General features: G+C 65.3%; 21 protein-coding genes and 1 pseudogene. 10 read left to right on the top strand and 12 right to left on the bottom strand.

The annotated features are described in order from the left end of the window. Positions 1-94 precede the first annotated feature (94 nt). From ACVILL_RS14780 to ACVILL_RS14745, 8 genes and pseudogenes are all read right to left on the bottom strand, one after another. Positions 95-796 (bottom strand): branched-chain amino acid ABC transporter ATP-binding protein, encoded by a 702-nt coding sequence (locus ACVILL_RS14780; RefSeq protein WP_456729713.1) that lies wholly within the window; start codon positions 794-796, stop codon positions 95-97. Beyond that, on the bottom strand, positions 789-1,523 hold the full coding sequence (locus tag ACVILL_RS14775; RefSeq protein ID WP_456729712.1) for an ABC transporter ATP-binding protein: 735 nt from the start codon (positions 1,521-1,523) through the stop codon (positions 789-791). The genes ACVILL_RS14780 and ACVILL_RS14775 overlap by 8 nt, the downstream gene beginning before the upstream one ends. Next, on the bottom strand, positions 1,510-2,616 hold the full coding sequence (locus ACVILL_RS14770) for a branched-chain amino acid ABC transporter permease (protein ID WP_456729711.1): 1,107 nt from the start codon (positions 2,614-2,616) through the stop codon (positions 1,510-1,512). Before ACVILL_RS14770 ends, ACVILL_RS14775 begins: the two co-directional genes overlap by 14 nt. 7 nt (positions 2,617-2,623) lie before the next feature. Further along, the gene (locus tag ACVILL_RS14765; protein ID WP_456729710.1) at positions 2,624-3,844 is read right to left on the bottom strand and encodes a substrate-binding protein; all 1,221 of its coding nucleotides are present in this window, start codon (positions 3,842-3,844) and stop codon (positions 2,624-2,626) included. A 4-nt stretch (positions 3,845-3,848) separates the two neighbouring features. Beyond that, positions 3,849-4,706, bottom strand: coding sequence for a branched-chain amino acid ABC transporter permease (locus tag ACVILL_RS14760; RefSeq protein ID WP_456729709.1), 858 nt, complete (start codon positions 4,704-4,706; stop codon positions 3,849-3,851). 42 nt (positions 4,707-4,748) lie between these two features. Next, positions 4,749-6,263: an amidase gene (locus ACVILL_RS14755; RefSeq protein WP_456729708.1), complete on the bottom strand. Its 1,515-nt coding sequence runs from the start codon at positions 6,261-6,263 to the stop codon at positions 4,749-4,751. A gap of 165 nt (positions 6,264-6,428) precedes the next feature. Continuing rightward, a pseudogene (locus ACVILL_RS14750) lies at positions 6,429-7,600 on the bottom strand (substrate-binding domain-containing protein). Positions 7,601-7,698: 98 nt separating this feature from the next. After that, positions 7,699-8,880, bottom strand: coding sequence for a substrate-binding domain-containing protein (locus ACVILL_RS14745; RefSeq protein WP_456729707.1), 1,182 nt, complete (start codon positions 8,878-8,880; stop codon positions 7,699-7,701). Positions 8,881-9,058: 178 nt separating this feature from the next. Between ACVILL_RS14745 and ACVILL_RS14740 the strand changes: the two genes are divergently transcribed. Further along, positions 9,059-9,502, top strand: a complete 444-nt coding sequence (locus tag ACVILL_RS14740) for a MarR family winged helix-turn-helix transcriptional regulator (protein ID WP_016847408.1) — start codon at positions 9,059-9,061, stop codon at positions 9,500-9,502. 170 nt (positions 9,503-9,672) lie between these two features. Then, positions 9,673-10,107 carry a VOC family protein gene (locus ACVILL_RS14735; RefSeq protein ID WP_456729706.1) on the top strand — a complete coding sequence of 145 codons (435 nt, stop codon included), beginning with the start codon at positions 9,673-9,675 and terminating at the stop codon, positions 10,105-10,107. A gap of 57 nt (positions 10,108-10,164) precedes the next feature. Here the strand turns inward: ACVILL_RS14735 and secA are convergent, their stop codons facing one another. Continuing rightward, on the bottom strand, positions 10,165-13,029 hold the full coding sequence (gene secA, locus ACVILL_RS14730; protein WP_456729705.1) for a preprotein translocase subunit SecA: 2,865 nt from the start codon (positions 13,027-13,029) through the stop codon (positions 10,165-10,167). 371 nt (positions 13,030-13,400) lie between these two features. Between secA and ACVILL_RS14725 the strand changes: the two genes are divergently transcribed. Then, positions 13,401-14,354: a peptidylprolyl isomerase gene (locus tag ACVILL_RS14725; RefSeq protein ID WP_456729704.1), complete on the top strand. Its 954-nt coding sequence runs from the start codon at positions 13,401-13,403 to the stop codon at positions 14,352-14,354. A 229-nt stretch (positions 14,355-14,583) separates the two neighbouring features. Further along, positions 14,584-15,825, top strand: coding sequence for a bifunctional glutamate N-acetyltransferase/amino-acid acetyltransferase ArgJ (gene argJ / locus ACVILL_RS14720; RefSeq protein WP_456729703.1), 1,242 nt, complete (start codon positions 14,584-14,586; stop codon positions 15,823-15,825). Between the two features lie 183 nt (positions 15,826-16,008). Here argJ and ACVILL_RS14715 read toward each other — a convergent pair whose 3' ends face one another. Further along, on the bottom strand, positions 16,009-17,337 hold the full coding sequence (locus ACVILL_RS14715) for a TadE/TadG family type IV pilus assembly protein (RefSeq protein WP_456729702.1): 1,329 nt from the start codon (positions 17,335-17,337) through the stop codon (positions 16,009-16,011). 235 nt (positions 17,338-17,572) lie between these two features. On the opposite strand from ACVILL_RS14715, the gene ACVILL_RS14710 reads away from it, so the two are divergent. Then, on the top strand, positions 17,573-17,983 hold the full coding sequence (locus ACVILL_RS14710) for a (deoxy)nucleoside triphosphate pyrophosphohydrolase (protein ID WP_456734263.1): 411 nt from the start codon (positions 17,573-17,575) through the stop codon (positions 17,981-17,983). Between the two features lie 423 nt (positions 17,984-18,406). Here ACVILL_RS14710 and ACVILL_RS14705 read toward each other — a convergent pair whose 3' ends face one another. After that, entirely contained in the window at positions 18,407-19,249 is an 843-nt protein-coding gene (locus ACVILL_RS14705) for a methyltransferase domain-containing protein (RefSeq protein ID WP_456729701.1), read from the bottom strand. A gap of 78 nt (positions 19,250-19,327) precedes the next feature. Here ACVILL_RS14705 and ACVILL_RS14700 point away from each other — a divergent pair, with 78 nt between their 5' ends. The 5 genes from ACVILL_RS14700 to ACVILL_RS14680 all read left to right on the top strand — a co-directional run bounded on the left by ACVILL_RS14700 (position 19,328) and on the right by ACVILL_RS14680 (position 22,354). Further along, positions 19,328-20,137, top strand: coding sequence for a ComF family protein (locus tag ACVILL_RS14700; RefSeq protein WP_456729700.1), 810 nt, complete (start codon positions 19,328-19,330; stop codon positions 20,135-20,137). A gap of 29 nt (positions 20,138-20,166) precedes the next feature. Continuing rightward, positions 20,167-20,439 carry a glutaredoxin 3 gene (gene grxC / locus ACVILL_RS14695; RefSeq protein ID WP_456729699.1) on the top strand — a complete coding sequence of 91 codons (273 nt, stop codon included), beginning with the start codon at positions 20,167-20,169 and terminating at the stop codon, positions 20,437-20,439. Beyond that, on the top strand, positions 20,439-21,314 hold the full coding sequence (locus tag ACVILL_RS14690; RefSeq protein ID WP_456729698.1) for a carbon-nitrogen hydrolase family protein: 876 nt from the start codon (positions 20,439-20,441) through the stop codon (positions 21,312-21,314). The genes grxC and ACVILL_RS14690 overlap by 1 nt, the downstream gene beginning before the upstream one ends. After that, positions 21,311-21,781, top strand: a complete 471-nt coding sequence (locus ACVILL_RS14685) for a DUF1178 family protein (RefSeq protein ID WP_456729697.1) — start codon at positions 21,311-21,313, stop codon at positions 21,779-21,781. The genes ACVILL_RS14690 and ACVILL_RS14685 overlap by 4 nt, the downstream gene beginning before the upstream one ends. Positions 21,782-21,913: 132 nt before the next feature. Further along, positions 21,914-22,354 carry an EamA family transporter gene (locus ACVILL_RS14680; protein WP_456729696.1) on the top strand — a complete coding sequence of 147 codons (441 nt, stop codon included), beginning with the start codon at positions 21,914-21,916 and terminating at the stop codon, positions 22,352-22,354. Positions 22,355-22,412: 58 nt separating this feature from the next. Here the strand turns inward: ACVILL_RS14680 and ACVILL_RS14675 are convergent, their stop codons facing one another. Continuing rightward, positions 22,413-23,312, bottom strand: a complete 900-nt coding sequence (locus ACVILL_RS14675) for an EamA family transporter (protein ID WP_456729695.1) — start codon at positions 23,310-23,312, stop codon at positions 22,413-22,415. Positions 23,313-23,435: the final 123 nt, after the last annotated feature.

Here is a 23,435-nt window from a genome sequence, read left to right as displayed (position 1 = left end):
CTGGCCAACGGCAGCGGGCGGGCTTCGTTCCTCGGGAACCCGGGATTCACCGGCTTCAGCAAGCGCTTCGGCGGCGGACCGGCCCGCCGTGCAACTATGGCGCGAGATAGCGCAGCAGTTCCGGATCGTTGCGCACCTCGCTCGCGCCGCCCTGCAGCGCGACGCGGCCGCGGTCCAGCACATAGGCGTAGTCGGCGACGCGCAGCGCGAGGTCGAGATGCTGCTCCACGATCACGACCGCGATGCCCTTGGCAAGCTCGATCAGGCGCTCGGTGATCTCCTCGATCACACCGATCCAGACGCCTTCGGTCGGCTCGTCCAGCAGCAGCAGTTTCGGATTGCCGAGCATGGCGCGGCCGATCGCCAGCATCTTGCGCTCGCCGCCGGACAGCGTACCGGCCGGCTGGTCGAGACGCTGGCCGAGTTTCGGGAAGATCGCCAGCACGCGGTCGACCGCGCTGGCGTCGGAATTGAACAGCGAGCCGACCGCGAGGTTGTCGCGCACCGAAAGCCGCGCGAACACCGAATGCTCCTGCGGCACATAGCCGATGCCGGAGCGCACGCGCTCCTCGGTGCGGCGCCGCGTGATATCGCGGCCGTCGAAGAACAATTCACCCTGCGAACTCACGAGCTCGCCGACGATGGTCTTCATCAGCGTGGTCTTGCCGGCGCCATTGCGGCCGAGCACGGCGACGCCGCCGCGCCAGGGAATGCCGATGTTGACATCGAACAGCACCTGGCTGCGGCCATAACCGGCATCGAGATGCCTTATATCGAGGAAGGACTGGTCAGGCACGGCGAAGGTAGATCTCCTGGACGCTCTTGTTGGCCTGGATCTCCGCGACCGTACCCGACGCCAGCACCTTGCCCTGGTCGAGCACGGTGAGGCGGTCGCAGATGTCGCGGATGAAATCGAGGTCGTGTTCGACGATGACGAGCGAGCAATGCTGCTTGATCGGCTGCAACAGCTCGCCGGTGACGCGGCGCTCCTCGAGGCTCATGCCGCCGGTCGGCTCATCCAGCAGCAACAGCCGCGGTCGGCCTGCGAGCGCCATCGCGATCTCGAGCCATTGCTGCTGGCCGTGCGACAGGGCGGCTGCGGCATCATGCGCGCGATCGGCGAGCCGGAACTGGGTCAGCATCGCCATCACCTGATCGTGCAGGCGTCTGCGGGTGCGCGAGAGCACGAGGTCGAACAGCGAGGACTGCGCCTGCAGTGCCAACAGGATGTTGTCGTACAGCGTCAGCGTCGGCAGCACCGAGGTGATCTGGAATTTCAGGCTCATGCCGGCGCGGGCACGCTCCGTCGGCGTGAACGCGGTGATGTCGGTGTTGACGAAGGAGACCTTGCCCGTGGTCGGCACCTCGGCGCCGGCGACGCATTTCATCAGCGTGCTCTTGCCCGAGCCGTTCGGGCCGATCAGGCCGTGAAACTCGTTCTCGCCGACGGTCAGATCAGCACCGTCGAGCGCGGTCAGCTTGCCGAACACCTTGCTGATCCCTTGCGCCTCAAGGAGCGGCATTGCCGGTCTCCTTTGGCGCTTTGCTTGGCCCCTTGCCGAAGCTGCCGACCCGCTCGCGCTCACCGAGCACGAAGGAGATCAGCCCGAGCGGGCGGAACATGATGACGAGCAGCAGCAGCACGCCGAGAATGATCGGCCAGATGTCGCGGTAATTGTCCGACAGCCAGAACGAGACGCCCTCGATGATCACGGTGCCGATCACGGCGCCGATCAGCGTGCCGGAGCCACCAAACAAGACGTAGAGCACGACCTGGGTCGAGAACACGACGCCGAGCATGTTGGGCCAGACGAAGCCTTCGTGGAAGGCATAGAGGCTGCCGGCGAGGCCGGCGATGGTGCCGCCGATCGCGAAGATGATTGCCTTCAGGTGCTGCGCCTTGTAGCCGAAGAAGGCGATGCGCTGCTCGTTCTCGCGCAGCCCCGCCAGCGCCAGCCCGAATTGCGAGCGGACCAGGAAACGGCAGAGCAGATAGACCACCACGAGGATCGCAAGCACCATGTAGTAGTAGACCGGCCCTTCCTCGAACTCGTAGCTGCCGAGGGTAAGCGGCGGGATCGAGGGGATGCCGTTCTGGCCGCCGAGATAGTACCAGCCGCGCGCCAGCCGGTCCGCAGCATAGGAGCCGGTCAAGGTGCCGAGCGAGACGAAGATCACGCTCGAGGGATAACGCCCGAGCAAAAGGAAGCCGCCGAGCAAGAGCGCCGCGGTGAGCCCGATCAGCGTGCCCGCCGGCAGGATCAGCAGGATCGAGGTGACGTTGAGGTCGCGCGCCATCAGCGCCACGCCGTAGCCGGCGGCACCGAAGAACAGCGCCTGGCCGAAGCTCATGATGCCGGCATAGCCCCACACCAGGTCGAACGACAGCGCGAACAGCGCGAGGATCACCACGCGGGTGGCGAACACCGTGAGATAATCCTGCAGCACCCATGGCAGGACCAGTGCGATCAGCAGCACCAGCCCTTCCACGATCGGCAGGACCTTCCATCCTGCCGATGCCTGTTTCGCCGGCGCATGTGCGGCCGGTGCACGCCCACTCGTCACGACATCTGGTTCCTCACCGACGCGTGCGACGGCTTCTCTTGCTCCACCCATTGATCGCTCAGCATTCCTTGGGATCAACGAGACCGTCGCTGCGCGCCACGATCTCATAGTTCCCGCCTTTGGCAACAGCGGTGTACATCTTCATCTTGCAGTGACGCTTGCCCGGCACCATTTCGGCTGGTCCGCCGGGCCCTTCGGCGATCTTGGCGTGGTCGAGCGCGGCCGCAACCGACTCACGGTCGATCTTGCCGGCTTCCTTGACCGCGGCTTCCCACAGCTTGAGACCGCGATAAGTTCCGGTGGCGGCGCTGCCGGCCGCGAACAGGAAGTTGCCCGGGAAATCCTTTTCATAGGCCGCCTGGAGCTTGGCGTCGAACGGGCTCTCCTTGGTTAGCACCTTGAAGTAATCGAGGCAGCTCGCCAACCCCTCGATCTCGTTGGCCTGATTGATGTTGAGCGTGTTCTCGTCATAGTAGACGCAGGCGAGCCGCCCGCCGTTCTTCAGGAAGCCGGCTTCATAGAGCTGCTTGAAGAACGGACCGACGCCCGGCGGGATCACGGTGTTGAAGACCACGTCGACCTTGTTGGAGACGATGCGGTTGACGGTGGCCGAGAAGTCGACCTGATCGAGTGGGTAATACTCCTCGAACACGACCTCGCCGCCATTGTCCTCGATCACCTTGCGGGCGTAGACGTTGAGCGTGTGCGGCCAGACATAATTGGCGCTCGGCAGCGCGAACTTCTTGCCGCCGTTCTTGATCAGCCAGGGAATGAAGGTGTCGCATTGCTGCGCCGGCGTCGGCCCGGTGCAGAACAGGTAGGGCGTGCACTCCTTGCCCTCGTAGAGCTGCGGATAGATGTAGAGCGTCTTGCCGCGCGCCACGATCGGATCCTTGATCGCGTTGCGCATCGACGAGGTGATGCCGCCCAGCACCATGTCGACCTTGTCGCGCTGGATCAGCTTGCGGACATTGCCGACCGCGATCGATTCGTTCGAGGCGGTGTCCTCGATATAGAGCTCGAGCGGCCGACCGAGCAGGCCGCCGCCGGCATTGATCTCCTTGATCACCATCTTGGCGACGTTGGCGTCGGCATTGCCGGCATAGGCGATCGGGCCGGTCAGGTCGGTCGCGATGCCGACCTTGATCGGGCCCTCCGCTGCGTTGGCCCAATCCGGCCGGACCACCCAGCTTCCGACCCCGGTCGCGAGCGCGCCGGTCGCGAAAGCGAAATTGCTCATGAAGCGGCGGCGCGTCAGGTTCATGCGTTCAAACGACATATGATTAGACCCCTTTCCCAGCAATGAGGCCTTGCGGCCGGAATTTGATGAAGGCAATGGCGAGCACGAAGACGAGCACGTCGGCGACGACGGGCGACATGATCCATGGCAGCGCCGCGCTGAGCGTGCCGATCACGCCGGCGCCGGCGACCGGACCGATGAAGGAGCCGACCCCGCCGACCATCACGGCGACGAAACCCTGGATCAGGAAACGAATGCCGAGATCGGCGAACAGGCTGAACACCGGCACGATCAGCGCGCCGGCAAGCCCGGCCAGCGCCGCGCCGAACGCGAAGGTCGCGCCGTAGATCAGGGGCGTCGAGATCCCCGACGCGCGCGCGAGCGCCGGGTTCTCCAGCGTGGCACGGACGCGCAGCCCGAAGCTCGTGCGCGCCAGCAGCAGATAGCACGCGCCCATCACCAAGAGCGTGATCACGATGATGGTGAAGCGCCAGGCCGAGATGTGGACCGAGCCGAGATCGATCGAACCGCCGATCGGCTCCGGCACCGTGAGATAGAAGCCGCCGATCAGCCCGCGCACGCTCTCGCGGATGATCAGGCCGAGCGCATAGGTGCCGAGCATCGCCACGATCGGCGCGGCGTAGAAGCGCCGGATGATCAACGCTTCCAGCACGAAGCCGATCGCGCCGACCACGAAGGGCGCCGCGACCATGCCGGCCCAGACCGGCGCGCCGTGGGCATACGCCAGATAAGTCACATAGGCGCCGAGCAGGACGAACTCGCCCTGCGCGAAGTTGAAGATGCCCATCATGCTGGCGATGATGCCGAGCCCGAGCACGACCAGCACGATGATCGCGCCGAAGCTCACGATCTCGAACACCGCGGCGAAGGTGCTAGCCATGGTGTTCGATCCCTCGACCTCGCGTCTGCAACAAGCGGCGCCTCACATCTTCTTCCAGTCGCCGGCCTGCTCGAAGGCGTGCGCGGCGCGGTAGATGGTGGATTCCTCGAACATCCGGCCGACCAGCATCAGGCCGACCGGCAGCCCGTCGACCATGCCGCAGGGCAGCGACATCGCCGGATGATGGGTGATGTCGAACGGCGCGGTGTTGGAGATCATCTCCAGCGCGCGGGCGACGTATTCCTCGCGGCTGGCATTAGGCTCAGGCAGTTTCGTCGCCTTCATCGGCGTGGTCGGCATCAGCAGCAGGTCGTAGTCCTTGAAGGCCTTGTCGTAGGCCGCGGCCAGCCGGCGCGAGATGTTGAGCGCCTTGCCGTAGAAGCGCGGCCCGAAATTGTTGTTGATGTAGGTGCCGAGCATCATGAACAGCTTGGTGGTCTCGGACAGCGAATCCGCCTGCCGGCGCCAGCCGCGATGGAAGTCCATCAGCGAGGTCGAATAGAGGTCGCCGCGGCTGAGGCCGTAGCCGTCGCCGAACATCATGGTCTGGGTGAGGCCTTCGGTGCCGATCGGGGTCCAGATCGCGCCGCCGGCCATGTGCATCGGGATCGAGACGTTTTCGACCGACGCTCCGAGATCCTTGAAGCGCTTGGCAGCCTCGCGCACGCTCTCATTGACCGCGGCCTCCGCGGTCGGCTGCTCGAAGCCTTCCTTGAGGACGCCGATCTTCATGCCCTTGACGCCTTTGCCCAGCGCCTTGGTGTAGTCCTCGACCTTCGGCGCCTTGATGCGCGGATCGTAGCCGTCGTCGCCGGCCAGCACCTCCAGCAACAGCGCGTTGTCTTCCACCGTCGCGGTCATCGGGCCGGTGTGGTCGACATAGATCTCGATCGGCATGATGCCGGTGTAGGGCACGAGGCCCCAGGTCGGCTTCATGCCGTAGGTGCCGCAGAACGAGGATGGCATGCGGATCGAGCCGCCCTGGTCGCCGCCGATCGCCATGTCGACCTCGCCGAGCGCGACCACGACGCCGGAACCCGACGACGAGCCGCCGGCCGAGTAACCCATCTTGTGCGGATTGTGCACCGGACCGTAGGAGCCGGTGTGGCTGCCGCCGGACAGGCAGAAATGCTCGCAGTGCACCTTGCCCTTGATCTCGGCGCCGGCATCCAGCATGCGGGTGACGATGGTGGCGTCGAAGTCGGGCACAAAGCCTTCCAGTGTCGACGAGCCGTTGGTCATCGGCACGCCGGCCAGCATGATGTTGTCCTTCAGCGCCACCGTCTTACCCTTGAGCTTGCCGGAGGCCGCGCCCTTCACCGTCGACTTGCGGTACCAGGCGTTGTGCTTGTTCTCTTCCGGTGCCGGGCGATAGCCGGGCGTGCGCGGATATTTCACCTCGGGCAGCTCGTCCGGCATCGCGGCGATGACGTTGTAGGCGTCGATCGAGCCCTGCATCAGGCCGCGGAACGAGGCCACGTCCTCATCGGTGAGAGACAGGCCGCACTGCTCGGCGACGGCACGAAGTTGCGTTGGCGTGGGAAGGACGACGGTCACGGCGCTCTCCTGATAGCTTTTGATCTTTGGATTTGATCCCTCGACGCAGGGCGCAGCGGCGCGTTGCCCGCGCGAACCGCTCACCCCGTCGCTGTATTGAAAACGGAAATATTTTCCTTTTCAAGTATTATTTCGCAAAACCTTCCGGCGACGCTGTCGCACTGCTCAGATCGGCTTGATCACCCTGAAGTCGAGGCCGTCGGCTTCGGCAAGATGCATCGGCATCCTGGCGTGACCGCTACGCACGGTGACCGGACCACGCGGGCCGCGATAGACGAGGTTGTCCGCCGCCGCGAGCAACGGCCGAAGGTCCAGCGTGCCGGCGCGGTTGGCGGCAGCCTCGAGCAGGCAGAAGCCTTCATACGCAGACTCGGCGCACGATCCGATCGGCGGCGCGAACGCCCCGAACATCGCGCGATAGCGGTCTCTGAAATCGTCGCCGGCGCGCGCGAGCCGACGGAGGGGAAGTAGCCGGAGGCGCAGAACAGGTTCTCGGTCTTGTCGGCGCCGATGCCGAGCAGCACCGTTTCGTCGACACAGCCGGCAAAACGCAGCGTGGTCGCGGCGAGCCCGGCATCGGCGAAGGCGCGGTTGAAGGTCACGCTGTCGGTGCCGATCAGCGAGATCAGCACGACGTCGGGCTTCGCCGCGCGGATCCGCTCGAGCTGCGCCTCGTGGTCGTCCTCGCCGACCGGCACGAACTCCTCGCCGACCACGACGCCGCCGGTCTCCTTGATATAACGCTTCACGGCGCGGTGCGACTGCCAGGGCCAGACATAATCGCTGCCAATCAGGTACCAGCGCGAGGCGCGCTTCGCCTCGGCCAGCCAGTGGATCGACGGCCGGTTCTGCCAGCGCGGCGTCTCGCCGATCGCAATGACGCCCGGCGTCCGCTCGCCGCCCTCATAGACCGGCGTGTAGATGTAGGGGAGCCTGCTGCGGGTGATCAGGCCACGCAGCGCGACGCGCACCGCGCTGGTGTGCATGCCCATGATGAGATCGACCTCGTCGGACGCGATCGCCTGCTCGGCACGGTCGAGCACGTCGTCGATCGGTCCGCCGGCGTCGTAGACCTGGAACTCGATCTCGCGGCCGAGAATGCCGCCGCGCCGGTTGATCTCGGCGACTGCGAGCTGCGCGCTCGATGTCGCGGCCGGTCCCCACATCCCGGGCGAACCGGTGCAGCAGACGAAGCCGCCGATCTTGAGCCTGTTGGCCGCCCTGCGCCGCCTGAACAGGCCGTGATCGGCCGGCGACATCGCCTGGTCGCTCGGCGGCGCCAGGTTCCTGAACAGCAGGGATGGCGGGCATGGGAAGCCGCCGGTCCCGTTCAGCATCCTGGCCGTGGCGTTGAGCGTTGCGTGCACACCTGCTCCTGTCCGGCACCGGCCCGTCGCACGGCGAGCGCGCAGCGCCCGCGCGGGCGACAGTGCCATTAGATCGTCTTGATCACCCTGAAGTCGAGACCGTCGGCCTCGGCGAGATAGATCGGCATTTCGGCGCGGCCGTCGCGAATGGTGACGGTGCCGCGCGCGCCGCTGTAGACCAGGTTGCGCGCCGCTGATGACAACGGCCCCATCGACAGCGAGCGGGCCCGGTTGGCCGCCGCTTCGAGAAAGCGCATCCCCTCATAATTGGACTGCCCGACCGAGCCGATCGGCGGCGCATGCGCCCCGAACATCGCACGGTAACTGGCCTGGAACTCGTCATTGGCACGGGAGTCGACGCAGCCGAAATAGCCGGAGGCGCAGAACAGGTTCTCGGTCGCCTCGGGCCCGATGCCGAGCAGCACCGTCTCGTCCATCGCACCCGCATAGCGCAGCGTGGTGGCGGCGAGCCCTGCGTCGGCGAAGGCGCGGTTGAAGGTGATGCTGTCGGTCCCGATCAGGGTGACCAGCACGACGTCGGGCTTGGCGGCGCGGATCCGCGCCAGATGCGGCTCGTGATCGTCCTCGCCGAGCGGGACGAATTCCTCGCCGACCACCCGGCCGCCGGACTCCTTGATATAGCGCTTCACCGCGCGATGCGACTGCCACGGCCAGACATAGTCGCTGCCGATCAGATACCAGCGCCGTGCCTTCTTGACCTCGGTGAGCCAGTGGATCGCAGGCCGGCTTTCGGCGCGCGGCGTCTCGCCGATCGCCATCACGCCGGGCGTCCGCTCGCCGCCCTCATAGACCGGCGTGTAGACATAAGGGACGCGTCCGCGTGTAACCTTGCGCAGCGCGAGGCGGACGGCCGAGATATGCGAACCCATGATCACGTCGATCTCGTCGAACGCGATCGCCTGCTCGGCGCGGCGCACCACCTCCTCGATCGGACCGCCGGCGTCGTACATCGACAATTCGACCTCGCGGCCGCGGATGCCGCCGCGCCGGTTGATCTCGGCGACCGCGAGCATGACGCTGTTGGCCGAGATCGGCCCCCAGATCCCGGGCGCGCCGGAGAAGGTGATGAAATTGCCGATCCTAAGCTTGCTGTCGGTGCCGCCACGGCGCGAGGAGCCCGGCTTGACGGTCAAAGCGAGATCGGCCGCGCAGGACGACGGACTTCGAAACAGCAGCGGCGGCGCGACGGGCATGCCGCCATACGCCTGGAAAGAGACCGTCGAGAGCACGCCAACTCCTGTCTGGGAAGCAAAACGCAACGCAGCCAGCGGGCGGTCGCGGCATCCGCCCTTTGGTTGGGGGAATATCCTAGGTGAAAATATTGAATATTCAACAATTGAAGTGCATATAGAAACGGCATGCGTTGCCGGACATTCATTCACCGGGTCAGGAACCAGGTCTCACGCCGTGGCTAAACCGCCGAAAGAAAATTCCCCGATCACCGAACATCTCGCCTACCTGCTCGCGCAAGCGAACCGGGAGATCAACCGGCAGTTGGAGACGCGGCTCGCCAAGGAAGGCGTGCCGGTCGAGCAGTGGCGCATCCTCAAAGTGCTGTCCGACGGCAACGGCCACTCGATGGGCGAGCTTGCGGATGCCGTGCTGCTCAACCATCCGACGCTGACCAAGATGATCGACCGCATGGTGTCGGACGCCCTCGTCTACCGAGTGCAGGATCCGAAGGATCGCCGCAAGGTGCTGATGTTCGTCTCCGACCGCGGCAAGGCGCTGTGCCGACGGCTGAACTCGCTCGCGGTGAGCCAGGAGGAGCACATCGTCGAGAGCTATGGCGACAAGTCGACCACCGAGCTCAAGCGCCTGCTGGAAAGTCTGATCGGCAGCGCCAACTGAGGCCGAGGCGGCCGGGCGCTGCGGCCGTCGAAAATCATCGAAAAAAGACCGGCGAGGAAATGTCGGGTTAGGGCTGCCTGCTCCGTCCTCCGGGCGCGCCTGCGGCGCAGCCTTCGCGTGCCGTCACGCAAGGTTACCCCGGATCGACAAACTAGCGAGGACACCCCGTCATGCCTTCGATCACGCCGTTCCTCTGGCTCGACAACAACGTCCGCGATGCCGTCGCCTTCTACAAATCGGTGTTTCCGAACGCCGAGATCGAAACCGTCAGCGACTTCATGGCGAGCTTCGAGCTCGAGGGCCAGCGGTTCTACGCGCTCAACGGCGGACCGCAGCATAAGTTCAACGAGGCGGTGTCGTTCTTCCTGAGCGTCGAGACCCAGGAGCAGGTGGATTATTTCTGGCGCAAGCTCACCGACGGCGGCCAGGAATCGCGCTGCGGCTGGCTCAAGGACCGCTTCGGCCTGTCCTGGCAGGTGATCCCGACGGCGCTGAGCCGCTACCTCGGCGATCCCGACCGCGCCAAGGCCGACCGCGTCATGCAGGCGATGCTGAAGATGCAGAAGATCGTCATCGCCGATCTCGACAAGGCGTATGCGGGATGACGGCGGTGCGGCTGTGACCGGCGGGCTCATCGCCCGCCACGTCATTGATCGCAGCGACTACGCATACCTTCCGTGGCAGTGCTTGTACTTCTTGCCTGACCCACAGGGGCAGTCCTCGTTGCGGCCGACCTTGCCCCAGCTTGCCGGGTCGTTCGGATTGCGCTCAGCGACGGGCATCCCCGGCGCCAGCGAGGCCTGGGCGTAGGTGGCTTCGGTCAGGCTGGCGCGGGCGAACTCGTCCTCGCCGGTGTTGGGATCGAGCTTGTGCGCTTCCATCAGCGGCAGCGGCTGCGGCGGCTCCTCCGGCGGCACGATCTCGACCCGCATCAGCTGCGCGGTGACGGCCTCGCGCAGATGTGCGCTCATCTCCTGGAAGAGGTTGAACGCCTCGGTCTTGTACTCCTGCAACGGATCGCGCTGGCCGTAGCCGCGCAGGCCGATCACCTGGCGCAGATGGTCGAGCATGATCAGGTGCTCGCGCCAGAGATGGTCGAGCGTCTGCAACAGGATGGTCTTCTCGACGTAACGCATCACGTCGGGGCCCCATTGCGCGACCTTGGCCGCCATGCGCTCGTCGACGTGATCCTCGATACGCGTCAGCAGTTCCTCGTCGGCGATGCCCTCTTCCTTGGCCCATTCGTCGACCGGCAGGTCGACATCGAGCACGCGCTTCAGCTCGTCCTTGAGGCCGGCGGTGTCCCACTGCTCGGCATAGGCGTGCTCGGGGATGTGCTTGGCGACCACGTCCTCGACGAAGGCGTGGCGCATGTCGGTCACGGTCTCGACGACGCTGTCGTCCTTCATCAGGTCGACGCGCTGGTCGAAGATCACCTTGCGCTGGTCGTTCTGCACGTTGTCGAACTTGAGCAGGTTCTTGCGGATGTCGAAGTTGCGCGCCTCGACCTTCTGCTGCGCCTTCTCGAGCGCCTTGTTGATCCAGGGATGGATGATGGCTTCGCCTTCCTGGAGGCCGAGCCGCTGCAGCATGCTGTCGAGCCGGTCGGAGCCGAAGATGCGCATCAGATCGTCTTCCAGCGACAGGAAGAATTTCGAGCGGCCGGGATCGCCCTGACGGCCGGAACGGCCGCGCAGCTGGTTGTCGATGCGGCGGGATTCGTGGCGCTCGGAGCCGATGATGTAGAGGCCGCCCGGCTTCTTCACGGTCTTGGCAGGCTTGTTGCCCTTGGCGGGCTCGACCTCGAAATCCTCTTCCGCCTTCAGCACGATCTCGCGGAAGCGCTCGATGTCGGCCTTGATCTGCTCGATCTTCTTGGCCTTCTCGGCCTCGTCGGTGATTCCTGCGGTCTCCTGCTGGATCCGCATCTCGAGCGAGCCGCCGAGCTTGATGTCGGTACCGCGGCCGGCCATGTTGGTCGCGATCGTGATCGCGCCCGGCACGCCGGCTTCCGCGACGATATAGGCTTCCTGCTCGTGGAAGCGCGCGTTCAGCACCGCGAACAGCTTTGCCGGCTTGCCGGCGCGGGCCGCGGCATAGAGCTTCTCCATGCCGGATTCCGACGTGAAGTCGATCTGCTTGTAACCGTGCTTCTTGAGGTAGTCGGCCAGCACTTCCGACTTCTCGATCGATGCCGTGCCGACCAGCACCGGCTGCAGCCGCTTGTTGGCGCGCTCGATCTCGGCAAGGATCGCGGCGTATTTCTCGTTCTGGGTGCGATAGACCTCGTCGTCCTCGTCGAGACGCGCCACCGGCAGGTTGGTCGGGATCTCCACGACCTCGAGCTTGTAGATGTCGAACAGTTCGTCGGCTTCGGTCAGCGCCGTGCCGGTCATGCCGGACAGCTTGGCATACATCCGGAAGTAGTTCTGGAAGGTGATCGAGGCCAGCGTCTGGTTCTCGGGCTGGACCGTGACGTGCTCCTTGGCTTCCAGCGCCTGGTGCAGGCCCTCCGAATAGCGCCGGCCTTGCATCATGCGGCCGGTGAACTCGTCGATGATCACGACCTCGTCGTCGCGGACGATGTAGTCCTTGTCGCGAGTGAACAGCGTGTGCGCGCGCAGCGCCTGGTTGACGTGATGCACGACGGAGACGTTCTCGACGTCGTACAGCGAATCGCCCTTGAGCTGGCCGGCGTCGCGCAGCAGGTTCTCCAGCTTCTCCATGCCGCCTTCGGTCAGCGTCACCGTGCGCTGCTTCTCGTCGACCTCGTAGTCGTCCTTCTTGGCGAGCTTCGGCATGAAGGTGTCGATGGTGTTGTAGAAATCCGAGCGGTCGTCGAGCGGGCCGGAGATGATCAGCGGCGTGCGCGCTTCGTCGATCAGGATCGAGTCGACTTCGTCGACGATCGCGTAATAGTGCTCGCGCTGGACCATGTCCTCCAGGCGGTACTTCATGTTGTCGCGCAGATAGTCGAAGCCGTATTCGTTGTTGGTGCCGTAGGTGATGTCGCAGCCATAGGCGGCCTTGCGCTCGGCGTCGTCGAGCCCGTGCACGATCACGCCGGTGGTCAGCCCGAGGAACGCATAGATCTGGCCCATCCAGCCGGAGTCGCGGCGGGCGAGGTAGTCGTTGACGGTGACGACGTGGACGCCCTTGCCGGCGAGCGCGTTGAGGTAGACCGCAAGCGTCGCGACCAGCGTCTTGCCTTCACCGGTCTTCATCTCGGCGATGTCGCCCTCGTGCAACACCATGCCGCCGATCAGCTGAACGTCGAAATGGCGCTGGCCGAGCGTCCGCTTGGCCGCCTCGCGCACCGTGGCGAAGGCCGGGACCAGGATGTCGTCCAGCGTCTTGCCACTGGCGAGCTGCTGCTTGAATTCGGCGGTACGGGCCTTGAGCTCGTCGTCCGTCAGTTTGACGAGCTCGGGCTCCAGCGCGTTGATGGCGTTGACCCGGGACTGATATCCCTTGACCCGACGGTCGTTTGCGGAGCCGAAAAACTTGCGGGCGAGCGCGCCGATCATGCGAAATTCCTGTTCTTCGGTCTCGAGTTCGGTCTTGGTTCAGTCAGTTCTTGGGTCACAGCCTGAGATAGTTCACCGGATCGCCTATCAACTCACCGTGACGCGCTGCCAGTCGAGCTCCGGCCCGGAGCTCCTCCGCCAATTGAGTGGGAAACAGGCCATCCTGGGTTCAACGGCGAAAAACGCAGCAAAATAAGCGCTCTCACCGCCGAAACGGTGGGCCAGAGATATGGCCCGGTCGGGGGGTTGTCAACGCTGGCAAGATGTCAAGGAATTCATCATTTTGACACGACTTTCGCGTTGCCAATGTAACACGATTGGGCGAGTGTCCGCCCCGCTCGAGCTTCCCCCCTTTAGACCAAGGATTTTGCATGACCACCTCGCCTCCGGAAACCAAGACCGGCCTGCGCCTCGGCCTCGCCACCCTGGCTGCCACGGGCTGTCTTGTCGCAGTGCTGGCTGCCGGCCTCCCGGTCCGCGCCGCGGAATCCGACCCGGTGCTGGCGAAGGTCAACGGTTCCGAAATCCATGCCAGCGACGTGGCGCTCGCCGAGGAGGAACTCGGCCCGAGCCTGCAGCAGATGGACCCCTCGACCCGCAAGGACAACGTGCTGTCCTTCCTGATCGACATGAAGATCGTGTCCAAGGCCGCCGAGGACAAGAAGATCGAGAACAATGACGACTTCAAGAAGCGGCTCGCCTTCACCCGCAACCGCCTGTTGATGGACAGCCTGCTTGCCAGCGAGGGCAAGGCGGCCACCACCGACGATGCCATGAAGAAGGTCTACGACGAGGCCGCCAAGCAGATCACCGGCGAGCAGGAGGTGCGCGCCCGCCACATCCTGGTCGAGACCGAGGACGAGGCCAAGGCGATCAAGGCAGAGCTCGAGAAGGGCGCGGACTTCGCCGAGCTCGCCAAGAAGAAGTCGAAGGATCCCGGCGCCTCCGACGGCGGCGACCTCGGCTTCTTCACCAAGGAGCAGATGGTGCCGGAATTCTCCGCGGTCGCCTTCTCGCTCGAGCCGGGCAAGATCTCCGATCCGGTCAAGTCGCAGTTCGGCTGGCACATCATCAAGGTCGAGGAAAAGCGCAACCGCAAGGCGCCCGACTTCGAGCAGGTGAAGGCCCAGATCGAGACCTATGTGACCCGCAAGGCCCAGGCCGACTACGTCGCCAAGCTGCGCGAGGCCGCCAAGGTCGAGCGCATGGACAAGCCGGCCGCCGACGCGGCCAAGGATGCAACCAAGGCCACCACTCCTCCGGCCGACACCGCGAAGGACGCGCCGAAGCCGGCCGACAACAAGATGGCGCCGGCGAAGAAGTAAGCTTCGCGGCACCACCAGCTGCAATGCGCGATGGCCGGGCTCGTCCCGGCCATTTGCTTTTTTGGCGACAGCTTCGTAGCCCGGATTGCGCTTCGCTCCATCCGGGCTACGCGGCTGCGTCCGGGCTACTGCTTTCTTGAACGATTGATGACACCGGCGTTAGCCCTCTCCCGCTTCAGCCGGTGAGATGATATGCAGCGCTTCCCTCCCCGCAGCCGGAAGCTTGCCGATGTCCACCGCCGTCTCCCCCCTCGCCCCGCCTGACGTTCCCGAGATGCCCGTGATCGCGGGTGTGCGGCTTGCGACCGCCGCCGCCGGCATCCGCTACAAGGGGCGCACCGACGTGCTGCTCGCGCTGCTGGACAAGGACACAACGGTGGCCGGCGTCTTCACCAAGTCGAAGTGCCCGTCGGCGCCGGTCGAATGGTGCCGCGCCAAGCTGAAGGCCGGAGCTGCGCGCGCGCTGGTGGTCAATTCCGGCAACGCCAACGCCTTCACCGGCAAGACCGGCAAGGCCTCCACGGCGCTGACCGCGCAGATCGCGGCGAAGGCGGTCGGCTGTTCGACCTCGGATGTGTTCCTGGCCTCCACCGGCGTGATCGGCGAGCCGCTCGACGCCACCAAGTTCGACGGCGTGCTGGCGCAGCTCGCGGAGACGGCGACGCCCGACCTCTGGATGGACGCCGCCAGGGCGATCATGACCACCGACACCTTCCCGAAGGTCGCGACCGCGACCGTGAAACTCGGCAAGGCCAAGGTGACGATCAACGGCATGGCCAAGGGCGCCGGCATGATCATGCCCGACATGGCGACCATGCTGTCCTTCATCTTCACCGACGCGCCGCTGTCGGCCTCGGTGCTGCAATCCCTACTCAAGGCGGGCGTCGAGGACACCTTCAATGCGCTGACCATCGACGGCGACACTTCGACCTCGGACACCCTGCTGGCGTTTGCGACCGGCGCTGCGGCCGCCAACGGCGCGCCGAAGATCTCGCGCGCCAGCGACCCCCGCCTGAAGGCCTTCACCAAGGCGTTCCAGCAGATCCTCGCCAATCTGTCCGAGCAGGTGGCACGCGACGGCGAAGGCGCGCGCAAGCTGGTTGAGGTCGTGGTCGAGGGCGCGACGACAAAACCGTCGGCGCGCAGAATCGCGATGTCGATCGCCAATTCGCCCCTGGTGAAGACCGCGATCGCCGGCGAGGACGCCAATTGGGGCCGCGTGGTGATGGCGGTCGGCAAGGCCGGCGAGCCCGCCAACCGCGACAAGCTCTCGATCTCCTTCAACGGCATCCGCGTCGCCAAGAGCGGCGCGCGCGACCCGTCCTACAATGAGAAAGAAGTGTCGGAAGCGATGAAGGCGCCGAAGATCCAGATCAAGGTCGCGCTCGGCCTCGGCAAGGCGCGCGACCGCGTGCTGACCTGCGATCTCACCAAGGAATACGTCACGATCAACGGCGATTACCGGTCGTAGAGTTCACCGCAGTTGCGACGAGGCGAAACGACAAGGTTAATCCCGTCATCCTGAGGAGCGCGTAGCGCGTCTCGAAGGATGCACGGCCCCAATGCGTCCGCGTCGAGACAGCCGGGCTGTCGCCCTTCGAGACGGCCGCTTCGCGGCCTCCTCAGGGTGACGGGAGAGATGGGAGGCGCGGCGTCAGCTCGAGATCCGCGCGTCCGCGACCGCCTTCTTGAACAGCGCATTCATCGCGTCCGCGATGCCCTGCGTCGGGCTGACCTCGAAATAGAAGCCCGGCGACGCGCAGGCCTGCATGTTCTGCGCGATCTGGCTGTTCGGCGACGGGCCGAACGGACCCTGATTGAACGGATCGATCCAGGTCATGTACCAGTTGTTGGTCGGCAGCTGCAGATAGGTGGTGTAGAGCACCGCGATCTTGATGCCGCGGTTTTTGATGGCCGTGCATAGCGCCGGGTTGATCGGCGACTGGCAGCGATTGCTGCCGCTGAGCGGTTTCAGGCAGCCTGTATTGGGCTCGTCGGCCACGCCGTCGGACACGAAGAACAGATACTTCATCGGCGCCGCCGAGGTGCCGGGGCCGGGCGCGCTGATCGCGTTGCTGATGGCGGGAAGCACCGTGCTGAACTGGCTGTCCTTGTCGGCGGTGTAGGCGTCGTTGTTGCCGTAGACGCCCATCAGGTCGATGTTGCCGGCCGCGGTCTTGGCGCTCGACAGGCTGGTCGACAGCGTGAACAGCGCGCGCAGGCCGATCGTCTTCGACGAGGCGCCGAAATCGTAGATCGCCATCCGGTACTGGCTCGCATAGGTCGCGGTGTTCGCAGCCGTATCCATCAATTGCTGGGTCGCGCTGCGCAGCACGTCGATCCGCGTCGTCACGCCGAGCTTCTTGGCGAGATTGTAGTAGTTGTTGGCATCGTTGTAGTCGTGGCAGGCGAACGCGCAGCTGTCGGCCGTGTTGTTGACCATGGTGGTCACGTCGGTCGGCGTCGCCGCAACCCCCATCGACGGCGAATTGTCGAGCAGGAGATAGAAATCGATATAGAGCGGCATGTTGGCGGTCGAGGTCGACGTCCCCGACACGCTCATCTTGCTCTGCCCGATCACGCCCATGAACATGGTCGGGACATCGGCGGTGAACTTCACCGTCGAGGTGATGGTGCCACCGCTCTTGGTCATGGTGGGCGTCACACTGGTCAGCGTGAAGCCGTTCTGGTTGAAGATGTTGCCGTTGAAGATCTTGGTCGCGTCGGCCTCGCCCGCCGTGATCTCGCCGTCCGAGGTCATGGCACCGGCCGCGATGAAGCCGGGCGATGCCTTGGCGACCGCTCCGACGCTCGCAGCATCGGCGGCGGATAGCAGCTTGCTGCGGATCTGGTTGGCGCGGGAATAGTCGACCGCGCATCCGACGGCGACGACGATCGGCAGCAGGACCAGGCCAAAGGTCATCGCGATGTTGCCGGAGCGATCGCGGCGGAAACGGCTGATGGTCCGGATCAAGGTGCTCATGGGTTATATCGGCAAAGAGTATGATGGGCAGATAAATGAGAGCCCTCACCCTGCCGGTAGCGAATTAAGGCCGACTTATCCCGCGTGCAGAAAAAGCCCCGCGAATACAAATCGTTTGGCTGACGGCGCGGAGCTGGTTAATGAAAGCTTGCTGACTCGTTGTTTGAGCATGATCTTTTCGGAAAACCGCTTCGCACTTTTCCGGATCATGCTTGAGAAGGGACATCCGTGCCGCATGGCTGACATCAAGCTGACCCTCGTCGTCGCCTGCGCGCTTGTGGATGCCGACAAGCGCGTGCTGCTGGCACAGCGTCCCGAAGGCAAGGCGCTGGCCGGCCTGTGGGAATTCCCCGGCGGCAAGATCGAGCCCGGCGAGCGACCGGAAGAGACGCTGATCCGCGAGCTGCACGAGGAGATCGGCATCACCGTCAGCGAGCCGTGCCTGGCGCCGCTGACCTTCGCCAGCCACGCCTACGAGACCTTCCATTTGCTGATGCCGCTCTACATCTGCCGCCGCTGGGAAGGCATGGTGGTGCCGCGCGAGGGCCAGAACCTCGCCTGGGTCCGCCCGAACAAGCTGCGCGACTACCCGATGCCGCCCGCCGACATCCCGCTGCTGCCGCATCTGATGGATTTGCTGCTGTGACCTTCTTCGCCTCACCCACCTGGGGGCAGGCACGTTGCCAAAATATCGAAAACAACCCCATGCAAAGGAGCCGGAGGTGGCCGGCGCTCGACGATGCTCCTTGACACGTCGGGCAACTCACCGGCATAATTCCATTATTCCGAAATCGTGCAACAACCGTCGCCCTCCTTGTGAGAGAGGTTGGATCGCATCGACAACTGCGATCGACCGTAAGGGACACACGGTGGACGGGCTCCCTCCCCCTTGCGGGAGAGGGCTGGGGAGAGGGGTGCCACACGGCGCGGTCTCTCAGCATGCATCTTGAAGACGGGTGCAGAATTGCGAAAGCGATGATCACACGAGTATCTCGCCCGGGGCTACCCCTCTCCCCAACCCTCCCCCGCAAGGGGGGAGGGAGCCCGAGCAGCGTGCGTCCCTAACAGCTCAACGCTTCACCTGCTTCACCGCTGCCTCCAAGCTCGCCTTCGCTGACCCCGGCCGCAGCGGCTTCGGCTGGCTTTCATGCGGCGCCCAGCCGGAGAGCCAGACGATGTCGAAGGTGGCGCGGATGCGGCCGTCGGGATCGGCGAAGCGTTCGCCGTAGATCTGCGCCATGCGCAGCATGGTGGCGCGGCGGGTCGGGGTGTGACGGCGCTCGCGCAGCACGTTGGTCGCGCCCATGCGCCGCAAATCGGCCATCAGCGCGAACGCGTTGGAATAGCGCACCACGACGCGATCGACATCGGTCACCGGCAGCGCGAAGCCCGCGCGTTGCAACAGCGCGCCGATGTCGCGCAGATCGGCGAACGGCACGACACGCGGCGACGCGCCGCCTTCGCACTCCGCCTCCGCCGCGGCAAAACTCTGCCTGAGCTCCGTCAGCGTATCGCCGCCGAGCATCGACGCGAGCAGCAGCCCGTCCGGCTTCAGCGCGCGGCGGATTTGCGCCAGCACTCCCGGCAGATCGTTGACGAACTGGAAGGCGAGCGCCGAGACCGCGAGATCGAGCGACTCCGGCGGCAGGCCGAGCGATTCCGCCTCGGAGAAGCCGATCGCATCGACTGCGGCGACACGTCCACGCAGGACCTCCGCAAGCCCGTCGCCCGGCGTCCAGACATCGGCTGCCGCCGAAAAGCTGCGCGATACCGCCAGCAACCGGTCCGCCATGTCCTCCGTGGCGCGTTCGAGCAGGAACGTCGCCGCCCCTTCGCGCCGGGCGCGCGCCAGCCTTGCGCCGAGCAATGCGCGATCGAACAGAATGGGAGCTGAGGCCGGGGTCGTTGCCATCCGCGCTGGTTACGCCGGACCGCCGCCGCAGGCAATGCGCCTTGAGCCCGGGTTGCCCAAACGCTAGCCTCATCAGCCATGGACGCCGAGGCATCACCGACACGCTCCATTTCAGGTCACCTTCAGCGCGCGCTCGGCGCGGTCGGGGGCGCTTGGCTGCGCTCCGCGCGGCTCGTGCTCGACATCGCGCTGCCGACGCTGTGCGTGTCCTGCCGCGAGCCGGTCGATGGCGAGGGCGTCTGCGCGGCGTGCTGGGCCAAATTGTCGTTCATCGCACAGCCGTTCTGCCCGCGGCTCGGCATTCCCTTCGTCTACGATCCCGGGCCCGAGCTTTTGTCGATGGAGGCGATCGCCAATCCGCCGGCCTACCAGCGCGCCCGCGCCGCAGTTCGTTACGACGACGTCGCGCGCACGCTGGTGCACGCATTAAAATACCAGGATCGCACCGATCTGGCGCCGACAATGGGTCGCTGGATGGCGCGGGCGGGGAAGGAATTGCTACAGGACGCCGACATTCTGGTTCCGGTTCCTCTGCACTGGCGGCGCGGCTGGAGCCGGCGCTACAACCAGTCCGGCGCGCTCGCCAAGGTGATCGCGTGGCAGAGCGGCGTCAAAATGGTCTCCGAGGCGCTGCGGCGCACCCGCGCCACCGAGCAGCAGATCGGGCTGTCGCGCAAGGACCGCGCCAGCAATGTGCAAGGCGCATTCGGGGTCGCCGACGAACGCAAGGCTGACATCCAGGGGCGCCGCGTGATCCTGATCGACGATGTCCTGACCTCGGGCGCCACGGTGGATGCCTGCGCGCGGGCGCTGCTGCGCGCCAAAGCCGCGCAGGTCGACGTGCTGGTGTTTGCCCGGGTTGTCGATACCCACCGCGCTCCCATATAATCTCACATTCTGGTTCAACCGAGCGCACCATGACCGCTGCCATTGAAATCTACACCCGCCCGGGCTGCGGTTATTGCACCGCGGCCAAATCGCTCTTGACGCGCAAGAACGCCGCGTTCACCGAATTGAGCGTCGCCAGCAACCCGGCCTACCGCGATCAGATGTACGACCGCGCTGGCGCCGGCTCGACTTTCCCGCAGATATTCATCGGCAAGACCCATGTCGGCGGCTGCGACGAGCTCTACGCGCTCGACCGCGAGGGCAAGCTCGACGGCCTGCTCAGCAACGGAGGCGGCGCCTGATGACGGAGAACATTTTCACCGCCGCCATGGTGCAGATGCGCACCGGCCTGCTGCCGGAGCCGAGCCTCGAGCAAGGCACGCGGCTGATCCGCGAAGCGGCGGCGCAGGGTGCCAAATATGTGCTGACCCCCGAGGTCAGCAACATGATGCAGCTGAACCGCAAGGCGCTGTTCGAACATCTCGCGAGCGAAGAGGACGACAAGTCGCTGAAGGCGTATCGCGCGCTCGCCGCCGAACTGAAGATCCATCTGCACATCGGCTCGCTGGCGCTGCGCTATTCGCCGGAGAAGGCGGTCAACCGTTCGTTCCTGATCGGGCCCGAGGGCAATCTGCTCGCGTGCTACGACAAGATCCACATGTTCGACATCGATCTGCCCGGCGGCGAGAGCTACCGCGAATCGGCGAACTACCAGCCCGGCGAGACCGCTGTGATCTCCGACCTGCCCTGGGGCCGGATCGGATTGACGATCTGCTACGACGTGCGCTTCCCGGCGCTGTACCGCGCGCTGGCCGAGGCCGGCGCGTCGTTCCTCACCGTGCCCTCCGCCTTCACCCGCAAGACCGGCGAGGCGCATTGGCACACGTTGCTGCGCGCCCGCGCCATCGAGACCGGCTGCTTCGTGTTCGCCGCGGCGCAAGCCGGCCTGCATGAGAACAAGCGCGAGACCTTCGGCCATTCGCTGATCATCGACCCCTGGGGCGAGATTCTCGCCGAGGGCGGCGTCGAGCCCGGCGTGTTCCTGGCCGAGATCGATCCCGCCAAGGTCGAGACCGCGCGCAAGACCATTCCCTCGCTGCAGCATGGCAGGCGTTTCGGCATTGCCGACCCCAAGGCCGGCCCGGAGCATCTGCACCTCGTCCGGGGTTCGGCATGATCCGCTACACGCTGCGCTGCGAGCGGGGCCATCAGTTCGAGAGCTGGTTCCAGAGCTCATCGGCCTACGAATCGCAGGAGCGGCGTCACCTGATCGATTGCCCGGCCTGCGGCTCGACCGAGATCGAGCGTGCGATCATGGCACCGCAGGTGGTGAGCAAGAAGGGCCGCGAACCGGCACAGCCGGCACCGGCGGCGCCCGTCGAGGCGGCGCCTGCCGAACCGACGTCGCTGATGATGGCGCAGGAGCGCGAGCTGCGCAGCAAGCTGAAGGAGCTGCGCGACCATATCGTCAAGAACGCCGACAATGTCGGCGAGCGCTTCCCCAACGAGGCGCGCAAGATGCATTACGGCGATATCGAGCACCGGCCGATCTATGGCGAGGCCTCGCCCGAAGAGGCGCGCGCGCTGATCGACGAGGGCGTCGAGGTCTCGCCGCTGCCGACGCTGCCGGAAGACCGGAACTGACGCGAGCCGCTTCCACTCTCGTCATTGCGAGGAGCGAAGCGACGAAGCAATCCAGCTTCGTGCTTGTTGCGCCATGGATTGCTTCGCTTCGCTCGCAATGACGGGTGGGGCCAAACCGGTCGAGCATCCCAGATGACCCCCGACTCTTTTTCCTCCTGGCAGGTCTGGGCGTTTCTGTCCGCCGTGTTCGCGGCATTGACCGCGATCTTCGCCAAGGTCGGCGTCGAGGGCATCAACTCCGATCTCGCCACCCTGATCCGCACCGTGATCGTCTTGATCACGCTGTCGGCGATCCTGTTCGCGACCGGACAATTCAGCCAGCCAGGCCCGATCTCGGGCAAGAGCTGGCTGTTCCTGCTGCTGTCCGGGCTCGGCACCGGCGCGTCGTGGATCTGCTATTTCCGCGCGCTGAAGCTCGGACCGGCCACGCTGGTCGCGCCGATCGACAAGCTCAGCGTGGTGCTGGTGGCGCTATTCGGCGCCGTCTTCCTCGGCGAACGTCCCACGGCCTATGGCTGGGTCGGGATCGCGCTGATCTCCGCGGGCGCCGTGCTGATCGCGGTCAAAGGCTAAAGCGTTTTCAAGCGAAGTGGGGGCCGGTTCGCGCGAAGAAAACGCGTCAAACAAGAGTCTACGCGGCGATCAAGAGCGCGACGCCGATCACGATCAGGACGATGCCGAACACCTCGCGCAGCGAGAACGGCTGCTTGAGCGAGAAATACGCCACGCCCTGCGCGAACAGCACCTCGATCAGCGCCAGCGTGCGCACATTGGCGGCGGCGGTGAGCGCGAACGCCAGGAACCAGAATTGCGACGAGAACGCGCCCATGAAGCCCGCGAACATCGAGGGCCGCCACAGTTTCAAGATCGACTTCAGCACATCGGGTGCGCGCAGCAACAGATAGACCGACAGGATCAGCGTCTGCACGAACAGGCTCCACATCAGCGTGTAGGAGGCCGCCGTGACGAACGAGACTGATGGCACCGCGATGATCGCGCCGCGAAAGCTCACCGCCGAGATCGCGAACACGGCGGCGGCGCCGAGGCCGAGCATGGTCGGGCGCAGATCCGCAAAACTCCTCGAGCCGCCGGGCCGCAGCGCGGTGATGACGACGCCGATGGTGGCGATCACGATTGCGATCACCTTGAGCGCCGTGAGGTGGTCGCCGAGGAAGATGAAGCCGAAGATCGCGGTCTGGATCGCCTCGGTCTTCATGTAAGCCGTGGTCACCACGAAGGAGCGATCGTTCATCGCCAGCAGCATGAAGCCGGTGCCGACGATCTGGGTCAGCGCGCCGGACAACAGCCACGGCCAGAACGACGATGACGGCCACGGCACCCGATCGCCGGTCACGATGATCGCGAGCGCGAAGAACACTACCGAGAACGGCAGGCCGAACAGAAAACGGATATTGGTCGCGCCCCAGGTCCCGAGCGGCCCGGTCAGCTGCCGCTGCATCGCATTGCGCGCCACCTGTCCGAACGCAGCGACGATGGTGAAGGGGATCCAGAGCGAGGCGAGCGAGAGCATGCGGGATAAGGAAAGTGTACGGGCGGGAGGATGCGCGCAGCGTGCCGATTACAGCCGACGCGGTCAACCGAGGCGGTGCATGACAGGGCTGCGTGGTCTGTGCAAACCAGCTGTCGCCCGTCC

It is taken from the genome of Bradyrhizobium sp. USDA 3364 (genome assembly GCF_054056355.1).
This window is presented reverse-complemented; position numbering and strand designations above follow the sequence as displayed.